Below are 12,555 nucleotides of genomic sequence, written 5' to 3'. Positions count from 1 at the left end.
TTCATCCCCCATTACCCTTTCACTTGGCGCCAAAGCAAAGGCGCAACCAATAACGATAACAGCAAACTATAAAACACAGGCAACAGTGCAACCGCTAAACTCATCTGGAAGCTCTCTATATCCCGATACGCTGTATTTAGAATCTCGATGAAACTTGCCATAACCGATACGCCAGTGCTTAGCCAAATAATTTTGCAGGCAACACTTAATCGATGCACATAGTTTCCCTTCGTAATCAATAGACTAAATAATGCAGGCCCAATCACAACGAAGGCTGAAATAAGATCAACGTAGCTTTGCCAATGAGCTAATGTAATCTCAAGCAGTAAACAGTAACCACAAATCGCCCAAAACAAAATCAAAGGGATCTTTTTCATGAATATCACTCAACTTAGTCTTTTCACAACACATAAAAAAAGCGGCTAACAGCCGCTTTTCGTATCAAAGAATATTTAAAGTGGTTTAATCACCGCTTTATTATCAATAATTTTTTCAACACTCACCCCAGAGCCATGAACAAGTCCAGGATGTTGTTGTAGAATTTGGGGGTTAGCAACCGACCAGTAAGTTCCCCGGCAACGAACACTTACCAGCTGATGACCATTATCATCGCGAATCACCAGCTCACCTAAACCACCCTCAAAGGTATAAATCTGTGGATTAACTTCATTATCACTCTGTACACAAAAGCGCCGGCCAATATACAGCGAAACACCGCCAACAACGGCTGCGATTAGCACTTGGATGCCCCAGTTCAAAGATGGTGCAAAATAGCTCACCATCCCGGACAATACGAACCCAAAACCAAACCACATCAATACAAAAGCCGTTACTAATAACTCAGAAGTAATTAGCACAACGCCCAAAACAACTAAAATCCACCAATCGATACTGATCATCGACTATCCTTTAATTTTTCGCGCTCGCACCTTTTAATAAGTCCGAAACCACTGACAAGCTTCCAACTAAATCAGCTGCTTCATAAGGCACCACAACTTTATTGCTTGAATCGCTCGAAGCAATACCATTCCATGCTTTAATTCTCTCTTGAGTCAGAATGTACTCACCAGCAAATGCATTATCTTTTAGTGCCTGCGCAATCAACTCAATGCCCTGACGTTGCCCTTCGGCCATCAAGATTTGAGCTTTTTTATCCGCTTCTGCCATACGTTCTTTAGCCTCAGCTTCAAGATAGGCTTGTTGACGAGCCGCTTCAGCCTCAGCAATCACACGGTTTTTATTAGCAGCTGCCTGAGTTTCAATTGCACGGCGTTCACGAGATGCTCGCAATTGTAGCTCCATGGCTGATTGCACATCTTGCGGCACTGAAATATCGCTAATTTCAACACGCGTTACTTTAGCGCCCCAGCTAGCAGATGCCTGATCCAGTGCAATTTGCAGCGCCTGGTTCATCTCTTCACGACTGGAAAGAGTTTCATCAAGTTCCATTTTACCAATTTCAGCACGCAATGTTGTTTGTGCCAGCTGCGCTGTCGCATCGCGCAAGTCGGTGATTTCATAAGTCGCTTTTTGCGCATCATTCACACGCAAATAAACCAAACCATCAATGGTGATGCTCACGTTATCTTTAGTAATCACACTTTGTGGGTGCAGATTAATAAGCTGTTCTTGGGTGGTGAATTTAGAACGAACATGATCCACAAATGGCACAATAAAGTGTAAGCCACCATGTAATACTCGGTGAAACCGACCTAACCGTTCGATCACATTAAGCTGAGCCTGGGGCACAATTCGAACTGAACGAATAATCGTAATAATCACCAAAATGGCAATGACAGCCGTAATAATCGTAGAAATGCTAATATCCATTAAATAAATTCTCCAAGTCATTCAAAGGGAGGAAATCCGAAATTGAGCGTTATCCTATTAAGTCTTTTTTACTATTGCAATAACTATTGTCTTTTTTATTAAAAGACAGAAAGAAGTATTCAAGATATAGTAAAAGCGCTGGGTTATAGGTGTATTATACAAATAGCATATTACACTTTTGATTTACTGCTATATGGACAAACCATTTGCTTTAACTAATTAATGACAAATTATCTTTTTTACTAAATAGTATAAATCTTAAATAATCAAATCAGAACGAGTCTATTCATTATCATTGCGGTCACTAAACTGTGACTTATACTGGCTTTGATACTGACTCTGATAGTGCGTTTCGTTTTGCTCAAAAGATGATGAATTAGCTGATTTAACCTCTGCAGGTCGGCTCGAATTACGATTTTTAGATTCAGTAGCATAATTACGCGATTTTATATTCTTGTGACTAGGCGAAGGCTGCGAAGGCTTAGCATAGTCTGATGACCAACCTGAGCGCTGCGCTACCGAGGCACTATTTTGCATCGCTTCATCAAGCTGAGCATCTGCGACAAACATAATTTCATCGGGCAACCCGCTGAGCACCCGGCCATGTTGAATGTAGACCATAATCGCTTTGATAACACCTGGATCACGATAGACCACACCATTAATGTATAGCTCTGTAGGAACTGGTCCTAAATCAGAATCAGAATCATATTGCGTTTGTTTCGAAGTTCTTGCTGGACTCATAGCGCTGCGATATGGCTGAGTATTAGCCTGAGATTTATAGGCATGCTCCGATTTAGCATTATCTTTATGATTAGGATGACCAACATTTTGTGGTGGATTTTTATCCGTCTTGTTCAGAATAATTCGCGCAATAACAAATGCGACAATTAGAATGACAGCTGTTTTCATTCACCATCTCCCTGCAATTTTACCAGCATCGTTGCCCATAACATAAATCGATAAAGACGTACAAAATAGCTTAATTAAATATTTTATCAACAATTTTATATACTACTACATATTTGCGGTTCGTCATTTAAACGTTAAAGTAAGAGCTACTTAAAAACGTTTATTTGATTTATCGATGAGAGAAAAAACTCTATCACTAGTTTATATAGCTCTGTTAACACTAGGATTATCTAGCTCTTTTGCAGCCAATGCGACAGATGAACAATGCCAACAATATACTCATTATCAACGCCAAGGATTACAGGCATATAAGAGTCAAGATTACACGCAAGCACGTCGAAACTTTGAATATCAGGTCATTCTGGCGGAAATTTGCCCAGCACATCATCACCAAAAATCCCTTGCTTATAACAATATTGCTCTAACTTATTTCCACCAGCAGCGGTATTTAACAGCAGATGTATGGCTTAAACTTGCTCCTGATAGCAATCAATCGAAAGCAAACGCTCACTTTTATGCCAAAGAGATAGAACAGGCTAAAAAAAGAGCACGAGCAAGTATCAATGGACAATACTGGTCATATGTCGGTCAGGACGCATGGAATCGAATTTCTGTAAAAAAAACGGCGAATAATCTGGTCGATATTTCATTTTCAGGGATGTATCCCGGCCGAAATATTCTCAAATATGGCCCACATATGGGAGATTTAACAGCGCGCATAACCGTTAAAAATCATCAAGGCGTTTATCAAAGCCCCAATGGGGAGTGCAAAATTCACTTCCACTTTTTACCCAATAAACTGATTATCAAACAAACCAGCGCCTGGTGTTCATTTGGCGCAGGTGTGAGCGCAACCGGTCATTATCAAAAAGTTGATGATAGGAGTGATGATTAATCAACAAACGGTAACCGAGATGGATTTTTGGCATAATCGAACATCATCTGAATATCTTCAGGTAGAACTCGACTTTTAGATAAAGGTGGCAACTTATCTTGAGCGAAAAAATCAATATCTGAGATCTCTAGATTTACTTGAGCCAAACCACCTTCCAGCTCACACAAAAAGAACAATTTATAAATATGAAATGGGAAAATCGGGCGATAATCATGCTCTGATCGATCTTTAACAGCAACAAGACGTGAAGCACTTACCATATAGCCAGACTCTTCTTGCACTTCACGAGCGACACCAATTGAAGGGGTTTCACAAACATCAGCCCAACCGCCGGGCATCGTCCAACAGTCGTCTTCGCGCTCGCGAACTAATAAAATTTTATTGTCTTTGATGATACCGCCACGAACATCAACTTTAGGGGTGGGATAACCTTGTTCTGGAATAAATAAATCGTGAACTTTTTCAACAGGAGTGTCACTTAAATAGGCAAACATCTGCTCAGAAATCGCTTTAAGTTGGGCATAACGCTCTAAATCATACCCATCTTTGCTATACGCTTCACCCGTTTGGGCAATTGCCTGAATTTGCTTAGTCCAATCAAGCCAGATACTCATTATTCACTCCTTTATTGTTTATTTAACAACAAATTAGCCTATGAACGGTTTAAATACTATACAAGCAAAAAATAACGACTTAAAGCATCATTCAGTTATTCCAAAATAGTTAAGTCATCGGTATTGATATCAGGCACCAATAAAAAACCACCTGAGCCAATAAGCCCAAGTGGTTTTGCTATCACTTTAAACGCGCGAGGCGGTTGTAAACAAACTCACACTCTCATTAAGCTCGGCTGCGAGCGAGTCTAAGCTAACAACCGTTTCATTGCATGAGGCAACTGAATGAGCGGTTTCTTTGATTAACCCAGAGATCTCTTCAACGTGCTGCGCCAAATCATTAGAAGCAATCTGCTGCTCATTGGTTGCACTAGAAACTTCACGAGTCATCGTTAGTGTCTCGCTGATTCGTTCACTAATTTGCTGAAGAACTTCACCGACCGATTGCGAAATAGAGACATTCTGCTCAACGATAGGTAATGCTGAAGTCAGCGTATTAGCCACAGTATCGGTATCTTTTTGAATCAAACCAATGGTATTGGTAATTTCCGCTGTTGAAGAAGCTGTGCGCGACGCAAGCGTTCGAACCTCATCGGCCACAACGGCAAACCCTCGGCCCTGTTCACCCGCTCTGGCCGCTTCAATCGCCGCATTTAGTGCCAATAAATTGGTTTGTTCGGCAATATCATTAATCACTTTCACAATATTACCAATGGCACTGGTACGTTCTTGAAGCGTTTTAAAATCAGCGACAGATGCTGAAATTTTGTTGGCCATCTGGGTTGTCGTCAGGTTTGACTCTTCAATCAATTCAACCCCAGATTGGCTGGTTTCAAATGATTTTTGAGAATTGTTTTCTGTTGATTGCGCATTAAGCGAAATATCTTTAATACAGTTTGATAGTTCTTGAATTGCCGCTGAAGTTGAAATTGACGCATCAGAAGATTGCTGCGAAGAATCAGTGATGACTTTAAACTCACCCGCAAGCTGGCGGGTTGAGATCGATAATTTGTCGGCCGCCTGCTTAATATTACCGACCATCGAACTCAACGATTTTTGCATAGAACTAATCGCCCCAAGCAAACTGCCTTGTGTGAAAGAGCCAACAATCACTTCATCAAGATTACCGTTGGCAATCTTATTGGTAATATCGACCGCGTAGTCAGGTTCACCACCGATTTTTCTAAAGATGGAGCGCGCGACATATGCCACAATGAAACCAATCACGATGACGACAAAAATAGCAATAAGCATAAAACGCAGCGCAAAATGCCAGTAGGTTGTCGATAAGTCGTCCATATAGACGCCAATGCCCATCACCCAATTCCACTGGGAGATTTTTGTCACCGCGTTTACTTTCACAACTTTTTGCGTTTCGCCAGGTTTAAAGTTTTCACCAACATTAAAGATAAAATCTTTGCCCTGAAGTGATTGAATGTCATGCGCGTATGAACTCTGAAATTGACCTATTTTTTCCTGCTTAACGTGAACTCGCGCGATGCCATTATTGTCATTTGCCCATAGATAAGAAGTTCCGGTGCGAAATTGTGACAAGACATGGACAACCTGTTTCTCAGCCTGTTCTTTAGAAATTGTCCCTTGCTGTTGCGCTTGGACAATGGGATCAACTTGTTTTTGAGCAAATGTTAAGATTGATTCAAGCTCGTGCTCACGCGCATCAATTAAGCTCGTTCGCAGTGAATGTAATCCATAGCTGCCAAGTGATACAAATCCGATTATAACGACGATGATCAATAAGATAAGTTGATGTATTAACTTCATGCATTACTCCCTTAATACTTCCTTCAGGCAAGAAAATAGCAACATGTAAATGAGAACACTAATAATAGAGAACAAATTATTTTAGAAAAGAAAAAGTTACAAATTTTTATCTAAAGTTTGATATGGAATGAGGTTTTACAAAATTAAAAAACTAGAAAGTTCTGTCGTCCTTCTCACAAAAACACAAGTAGAATAAAAAATAGGTTTATATTCATTACAGTTATAATTAATGAGAGCTATTCTCAATAACAATTTATGAGCCACCCCGGCTCATAAGGACAAGCGTTAAGCCATTGTAAATATATAGGTATCTCTTATTTTATATTAAATATTTATATAAAAAGTAATCGATTATTTTACTCACCAATTTAAAACCAAAATATTAGTTCGTCCTAGAACTAATATTATTAAAATAAAAACATGCTGAATCGATTCATTTGTGAAAGATGAGTTTTTGAGAAAGCTAAATTTAAATTAAAGAGTTGAACACATAAAGAAGGAAAGGTTTATTTTTACTTATAAAACAATATGTTATTTATTTTTTCCGCAGAAAATAAAACCTTATAAATATCATATCTATTATTTTAAGAAGCCAAAAAAATAAACCCAGTGGGGTCCACTGGGTGTTGTCAAAGCAAAGACAAGCAAAAATAGTAACAAGCAAAATCATATTAGTTATTTCCTTATTAAATTAACTCACCCATTTGGGGTAATTTATATTTTTTGTTAAGTTTATCATCGTTTAAAAAGAATCATTCTCATTAGTTATGTTTAAATTTAAAGTTATTTATATACTCTTCAATATAACCACAATTATAAAATGGTTTTTATTGTTCAATAAAAAATACTGAATATATTTCACAAATTGTCGTACCAATTCAATTAACTTATAAAACCAATTTTATTTTTATATAAGTAAAATATATTTTTATTGATCATATGCTTAAAAATCATTAAAACCTATATTTTTCATATAGTTATTTTTATTAGTTGATTTATCCAGCCTTGCCATTAGCTTACTATATAAAACGCTGTTCTATTCTCTATTAAGGTTGACAGCTTTAAAAGTGCTCTTCTGTAAATGCTATATTAGACCAAACTAGCTGACTCAAATGCTCCCATTAAAACATTTAACTGTGCCTTTTAAGGCCATAAATGACCAAATAACTCAAGGCATATTTATGCAAAACGATTGAAGGAACGAATCAAATTAAAATTGCCAAAATCGATAGACTATCGTTGACATTGCATGAATCGTCCCCATAAATTTGCAACGCAAATGCAATTAGTTTGGCTTGTCAACGGTCCAGCCTCTTTCTCAAATTCGGCAAACATTTCGATGCGTGCTCAGAGATTTTTAACATTCGAAGATGCCTCTTATCACAATAGCTAGTTACTCCACATTTAGTCGCACTTAAGTTGGTCATCAAACACTCAGTTTTTACGATTACGGTTTAAAGCCATTGGGAATATTGGACACGACATAGAGATTGATCTGGGCAGACTTAATGATTTAGAGTACTGCGAATAACTGGATAAATAATAAACAGTTATCACCGCATTATTGATAAAAGTAATTTTAAATATATTTTTTATTATCTGACAAATAGATACCTAAAATTGATAGTAGCAAAGCACGCTTAAAAGCAATCTGATAACGCTTTTATATACAAACACATTTAGCAAATTTGTTCATATTTATTGAAATATTAGCATCTAAGTACTAAGCTTTTCCGTGACAGAGAGCAAAACTGCTAAGACAGGCCAATGTCAGCAGAACAAGCAAAAATAGTAACGAGCGAATTCTTAATACCTGTTGATAGTTAAGTAATTCAAATTACCTCATTTTCATGAGGTAATTTTTTATCTTCCAGCTCATTCATATAGCTTTGCTGCCAAGTCTGGCATTTGCCAACGATACAACAAAAACGGTCCTAAAATTCTCGATTCATTTTCACAAAACAATTCAACAGAACTTCGGCTTCATCGGGCTCAATATCCCGCATCAGTGTTTTAAATAAATCCACATGCAATAAGTTATGGCGCCGATGAATCGCCATGCCTGCATCGGTTAATTGCACAACAATCGCACGGCGATCCGCAGGTAAAGAGCCTCGCACGACCAATTGAGCATTCACCAGTTTTTCAACTTGCACGGTTAACGTGCCAGTTGTAATTCCAAGCTTTTCGGCAAGTTCTTTCATCTTTAGCGAACCATGTACACCGAGCACTTCAATTGTGTGAATTTGTGCCAACGAATAACCGGTTTCTTTGACAACAGACAGCTCCCATGATGACATCTTGTCATAAAACTCAGTAATAACCTGATTAATTTTCTCAATATTATTCATAATGGACTTCAACAGTGAGATGACTGATCTCATCAAAATTAGATAACAACTGTTTATATTCCTGGACTGATTTAGAAGTTGTAGACAACAGCGTTATCGCAGCACTGTATCGATCAGAGCTTATCTTCCAGATATGTAAATCTTTAACCTGCGCATAGGGAGAAAGAACACTGACAACCTGCTGGCGGTACACCTCACTTATATTCTCATCCAACAAAATAGGGCTAGTTTGTTTCATTAGGCTCAGTGTCCAATTACAAATAACAAAACCACCCACTATCCCCATTAATGCATCCAGCCAGTTCCAACCATAATATTTACCAAAGGTAAGCGCTATAATCGCCAAAATAGAAGTGAGCGCATCGGCTAGCACGTGGATGTATGCGGCCCGAAGATTGTAATCCTGTTTATGGTGATGATGGTCATGGTCATGGTCATGGTCATGGTCATGGTCATGGTCATGGTCATGGTCATGGTCATGAGAATGATGATCGTGTAACAAACAAATACTCAAGACGTTGACAACAAGCCCAACCACCGCAACTAAAATTGCCTCATTAAACTGAATTTTTTCTGGATGTAGCAACCGATGAATGGATTCCACAAACATAATCAGAGCCACAATACCAAGAGCAACCGCACTGGTATAGCCACCTAACACACTCACCTTACCGGTACCAAACGAGAAGCGCCGATTATCGGCATTTTTCTTTGCATAGTAATAAGCAAATAAAGTAATGCAAAAGGCAGCTGCATGAGTGCTCATATGCCAGCCATCCGCAAGCAGCGCCATCGATCCATATATGCTACCGGCAGTAATTTCGATGACCATAACGACAACCGTAAGCAACAACGCATAAAATGTGCGCTTTTCTGCCGAATGAGAATCGGCATCAAAAGCGTGGCTGTGTTCAAGCGGATAACGCATAGCACCTCACATTATTTTGACAATCAAACTATTTGATTACTAAATTAGTTTGATTATCAAAACATGTCAATGGTTATCCATCTGAGATTTTAAGGCCCTTGTCCCCTGCCGATTTACTATTTTGAATGACGGCTGCAAAGACATGTTTCTCTGTATAATCACCGCCAAAGAACGTGGAGCTTTACGATAAAACTCAGAATCCGCTTAAAGCAGACAGGTTGAAAAGAGAGAGGAAACTTGAAAAAAAGATACAAATACGCCAGTCAGATGAGATGAATAGACTGGCGTTAGCTTCGCTATTTTATTCGCAATTTTTTCTTAAATCAGCCAGATATAGACAACTAAACCTATCAACGCCACTCCAGAGAGCCGATTGACAGCAACCAAGTGCCTTGCATTAAGTTTTTTACCAATCACAAATCCGCCAATCATCCAAGGTAACATAGCAACAATCGACGAAACTAAAAATATTTCGGCAAAATATAAAATATTATTCTGCAAGCTTGGTGGAATAAATGAGCTATATGCCAAAACGACAAACAGCCAAGCTTTATAACTCAAAGGATGGATAAATAAACCTTTTAAAAATGACTTTAGTTGAGCACCTTGATCAACTGAATTGATTTTACTTCTATATAACATCACGCCCAGATACAAAAAATATAAACTGCCGATAAATTTTAGTATATACGAGAGATCTTCGCTTTGTTTTGCACCAGATAGATAAATAATAGCACCAACAAATAAAACGATTGCAAATCCAACTGAAATACCGAGCCCAAATAACAACATGTGATTCCACTTACTGTTACATGACTGTGAAAAAATAGCCAAATTAGCAGGCCCTGGTGTCACACTGGCAAAAAATGAAAATAAAATAAACGGGATAAATGCCTGTAGGTCCATCTACATACTTCCTCAATAATAAATCCACAAAAACCAACTGGATTAATTTACGCCTAAAATATAAGCAAAGCAACTCATGTTGGGCTATTTAACTATCATTGAAATAGCAAGTTAATCGCAGGGTTAAAGTTATCTTAAAAAGCTATTTTTCAATGTAAAAAATAGCTTTTTAAGAACTCATGAGCAAAATATTTTCAGCTACACTTAGCAATAATCACCTTGATTCATAAGGATAACCATAGATGCACCATCACTACACGCATACGGGGATTAAAAGACTTTTCTATGCCACTCGCTATTCAATGCAAGGATTTCGTTTTGGCTGGCAAGAAGAAGCTTTTCGCCAGGAAGTATACTGCTGCGTACCATTGGCTATCTTATCTGTCTTTTTAAATGTTACGACGGCAGAGCACTTAATCTTATTGACAAGCCTTGTCATTGTCCTTATCACCGAATTACTAAATTCAGCAGTTGAAGCGGTAGTTGATCGAATTAGTGATGAATGGCATCAACTCAGTGGCAGCGCTAAAGACTTAGGTTCAGCCGCTGTACTGCTATCTATTATCTTTGCAATGATAGTCTGGTTGGTGATTTTATTATGATGGAAAAACAATCTAAAAAATTCAGATTTTCAAATGCAAATTATACGCTTTTGCTGGCTATTTTTATTACGCTCATTCCTAATATCCCGTTTTATAAAGATATCTACCACATTCTATCAAAACTAGATAATTATCACTTAGGATTTGTCATCTCAATTCCACTATTTTTTATATTCGCCTACAATATTATTTTCAATATTGTAACTTGGCCATATATTACTAAGCCTATCAGCATTATTTTAATTTTGTTATCCTGCTTACTGTTTTATGCCGAATATAATTATGGTGTATTTTTTGATGTTTCAATGATTCAAAATATCTTTGAAACAAATACAAGTGAAGCGAGCTCTTATACCAGTACATTTGCCATTATGTGGTTTCTCGGCCTCGGTGGTATTCCTGCTCTATTTTTCGCTCTGATTGGTATAAAAAAAGAATCAGCTTTTAAATTTGTCTTTAAAAAGCTTTTGTATATGATTGCATCCGCCATTGGCATTTATATCATTGCCCTTTTTTACTATCAAAATTATGCTTCAGTCGTGCGTAATAACCGATATATCGAAAACCGAATGATCCCAGCTAGTTTTATCCACAATACATATCGCTACCTCAATAGAACTTATTTTGCCAAACCGCTGCCCTATCAAAAAATCGGATTGGACGCCAAACAAACGCCAAAAGCGTTGGAACTTGCGAAAACCAAACAATTGGTAACGGTACTCGTTATCGGCGAAACAGCTCGTGGTCATAATTTTCCAGTCAATGGCTATGCGCGTGATACAACACCATTTACCGATAAAATTACTAATATGGTGTCGGTTAAAAACGTGGCTAGTTGTGGCACAGCAACAGCGATATCAGTTCCTTGCCTTTTCTCTAGGATGGACCGCTCCAACTATAATCATGCCAGAGCAATGGCCCAGGATAATTTACTGGATGTTCTAAATCGCTCTGGAATAAGTGTGCTGTGGAAAGAAAATGATGGTGGTGATAAATCAATTGCCAAACGATTAAACAAGGTCGAACTGAACCCTAAATCTGATCAGACACTTTGTGATGGCACCACCTGTTATGACATGGCGCTTGTGAAAGACCTAGATGAAAACATTCGCTCCATGGATGGCAATCGAATCATTGTACTGCACATTATTGGCAGCCATGGCCCAACTTACTTTCGCCGTTATCCATCAGAGATGGCCTTCTTTAAACCAAATTGTGACCGAGCCGATATCGAAAACTGCTCTGTTGAGCAAATAACAAACACCTATGATAATACGATTCGCTATACCGATTATGTCCTTAGCCAGATTATTGAACGGCTTAAAAAATTAAATGGCCAGTACAACACAGCATTGATTTATATCTCTGATCATGGTGAATCGCTTGGAGAAAAAGGGATGTTTTTACACGGAGCGCCATATAATTTTGCGCCAAAAGAGCAAACACATGTTCCGTGGATGATGTGGTTTGCCGATGACACACTTACAGCCAACCATTTAAATCTTAAATGTTTAAAAGAAGTGGCCAGTAAAGGGGGATATAGTCACGACAACTTTTTTGATTCAATGTTGGGCCTGATGAATGTTCAAACCTCTATTTATCAGCCAGATAAAGACATCAGTGCCAGTTGCCGTAACTAGTGGATGTAAAAAAAAGCCCGGTTTCCAATACCGGGCTCGAAAAGCAAAGACGAACAAAATATAGCAACAATCCTATTGATATTATTATCTCTAAT

General features: G+C 38.2%; 12 protein-coding genes. 3 read left to right on the top strand and 9 right to left on the bottom strand.

Features of this window, described 5'->3' with window-relative positions; translation table 11 throughout:
* Positions 1-11: 11 nt before the first annotated feature.
* The 4 genes from ABTQ23_RS19525 to ABTQ23_RS19510 form a co-directional block, all read right to left on the bottom strand.
* Positions 12-377 (bottom strand): hypothetical protein, encoded by a 366-nt coding sequence (locus tag ABTQ23_RS19525; protein WP_408617439.1) that lies wholly within the window; start codon positions 375-377, stop codon positions 12-14.
* Between the two features lie 75 nt (positions 378-452).
* Complete coding sequence (locus tag ABTQ23_RS19520; RefSeq protein ID WP_408617438.1) at positions 453-899, bottom strand: NfeD family protein; 447 nt, start codon at positions 897-899, stop codon at positions 453-455.
* A 10-nt stretch (positions 900-909) separates the two neighbouring features.
* Entirely contained in the window at positions 910-1,830 is a 921-nt protein-coding gene (locus ABTQ23_RS19515; RefSeq protein ID WP_408617437.1) for an SPFH domain-containing protein, read from the bottom strand.
* Positions 1,831-2,112: 282 nt separating this feature from the next.
* The gene (locus ABTQ23_RS19510; RefSeq protein WP_408617436.1) at positions 2,113-2,742 is read right to left on the bottom strand and encodes a hypothetical protein; all 630 of its coding nucleotides are present in this window, start codon (positions 2,740-2,742) and stop codon (positions 2,113-2,115) included.
* A gap of 175 nt (positions 2,743-2,917) precedes the next feature.
* Between ABTQ23_RS19510 and ABTQ23_RS19505 the strand changes: the two genes are divergently transcribed.
* Positions 2,918-3,637 carry a hypothetical protein gene (locus tag ABTQ23_RS19505; protein ID WP_408617435.1) on the top strand — a complete coding sequence of 240 codons (720 nt, stop codon included), beginning with the start codon at positions 2,918-2,920 and terminating at the stop codon, positions 3,635-3,637.
* Here ABTQ23_RS19505 and ABTQ23_RS19500 read toward each other — a convergent pair.
* The 5 genes from ABTQ23_RS19500 to ABTQ23_RS19480 form a co-directional block, all read right to left on the bottom strand.
* Entirely contained in the window at positions 3,634-4,251 is a 618-nt protein-coding gene (locus ABTQ23_RS19500) for an NUDIX hydrolase (RefSeq protein ID WP_408617434.1), read from the bottom strand. The two genes, ABTQ23_RS19505 and ABTQ23_RS19500, sit on opposite strands and share 4 nt — an antisense overlap.
* Before the next feature lie 186 nt (positions 4,252-4,437).
* Positions 4,438-6,033 (bottom strand): methyl-accepting chemotaxis protein, encoded by a 1,596-nt coding sequence (locus tag ABTQ23_RS19495; RefSeq protein ID WP_408617433.1) that lies wholly within the window; start codon positions 6,031-6,033, stop codon positions 4,438-4,440.
* 1,934 nt (positions 6,034-7,967) lie between these two features.
* Positions 7,968-8,384: a MarR family winged helix-turn-helix transcriptional regulator gene (locus ABTQ23_RS19490; RefSeq protein ID WP_408617432.1), complete on the bottom strand. Its 417-nt coding sequence runs from the start codon at positions 8,382-8,384 to the stop codon at positions 7,968-7,970.
* Positions 8,377-9,312, bottom strand: coding sequence for a CDF family Co(II)/Ni(II) efflux transporter DmeF (gene dmeF / locus ABTQ23_RS19485; protein WP_408617431.1), 936 nt, complete (start codon positions 9,310-9,312; stop codon positions 8,377-8,379). The genes ABTQ23_RS19490 and dmeF overlap by 8 nt, the downstream gene beginning before the upstream one ends.
* A gap of 318 nt (positions 9,313-9,630) precedes the next feature.
* A complete protein-coding gene (locus ABTQ23_RS19480) occupies positions 9,631-10,218 on the bottom strand; it encodes a LysE family translocator (RefSeq protein WP_408617430.1) in 588 nt (195 codons plus the stop codon).
* Between the two features lie 242 nt (positions 10,219-10,460).
* Here ABTQ23_RS19480 and ABTQ23_RS19475 point away from each other — a divergent pair, with 242 nt between their 5' ends.
* Both ABTQ23_RS19475 and ABTQ23_RS19470 read left to right on the top strand, forming a co-directional pair.
* Positions 10,461-10,820, top strand: a complete 360-nt coding sequence (locus tag ABTQ23_RS19475; protein WP_408617429.1) for a diacylglycerol kinase — start codon at positions 10,461-10,463, stop codon at positions 10,818-10,820.
* Positions 10,817-12,460 carry a phosphoethanolamine transferase gene (locus ABTQ23_RS19470; RefSeq protein WP_408617428.1) on the top strand — a complete coding sequence of 548 codons (1,644 nt, stop codon included), beginning with the start codon at positions 10,817-10,819 and terminating at the stop codon, positions 12,458-12,460. The genes ABTQ23_RS19475 and ABTQ23_RS19470 overlap by 4 nt, the downstream gene beginning before the upstream one ends.
* The last annotated feature ends 95 nt before the right edge of the window (positions 12,461-12,555 follow it).

This window comes from Celerinatantimonas sediminis (assembly GCF_046054195.1).
Lineage (GTDB): Bacteria > Pseudomonadota > Gammaproteobacteria > Enterobacterales > Celerinatantimonadaceae > Celerinatantimonas.
This window is presented reverse-complemented; position numbering and strand designations above follow the sequence as displayed.

Coding starts and splice junctions, on each gene's coding strand:
- ABTQ23_RS19525 (WP_408617439.1), bottom strand. CDS start 377: ATGAAAAAGATCCCTTTGATTTTGTTTTGGGCGATTTGTGGTTACTGT.
- ABTQ23_RS19520 (WP_408617438.1), bottom strand. CDS start 899: ATGATCAGTATCGATTGGTGGATTTTAGTTGTTTTGGGCGTTGTGCTA.
- ABTQ23_RS19515 (WP_408617437.1), bottom strand. CDS start 1,830: ATGGATATTAGCATTTCTACGATTATTACGGCTGTCATTGCCATTTTG.
- ABTQ23_RS19510 (WP_408617436.1), bottom strand. CDS start 2,742: ATGAAAACAGCTGTCATTCTAATTGTCGCATTTGTTATTGCGCGAATT.
- ABTQ23_RS19505 (WP_408617435.1), top strand. CDS start 2,918: ATGAGAGAAAAAACTCTATCACTAGTTTATATAGCTCTGTTAACACTA.
- ABTQ23_RS19500 (WP_408617434.1), bottom strand. CDS start 4,251: ATGAGTATCTGGCTTGATTGGACTAAGCAAATTCAGGCAATTGCCCAA.
- ABTQ23_RS19495 (WP_408617433.1), bottom strand. CDS start 6,033: ATGAAGTTAATACATCAACTTATCTTATTGATCATCGTCGTTATAATC.
- ABTQ23_RS19490 (WP_408617432.1), bottom strand. CDS start 8,384: ATGAATAATATTGAGAAAATTAATCAGGTTATTACTGAGTTTTATGAC.
- dmeF (WP_408617431.1), bottom strand. CDS start 9,312: ATGCGTTATCCGCTTGAACACAGCCACGCTTTTGATGCCGATTCTCAT.
- ABTQ23_RS19480 (WP_408617430.1), bottom strand. CDS start 10,218: ATGGACCTACAGGCATTTATCCCGTTTATTTTATTTTCATTTTTTGCC.
- ABTQ23_RS19475 (WP_408617429.1), top strand. CDS start 10,461: ATGCACCATCACTACACGCATACGGGGATTAAAAGACTTTTCTATGCC.
- ABTQ23_RS19470 (WP_408617428.1), top strand. CDS start 10,817: ATGATGGAAAAACAATCTAAAAAATTCAGATTTTCAAATGCAAATTAT.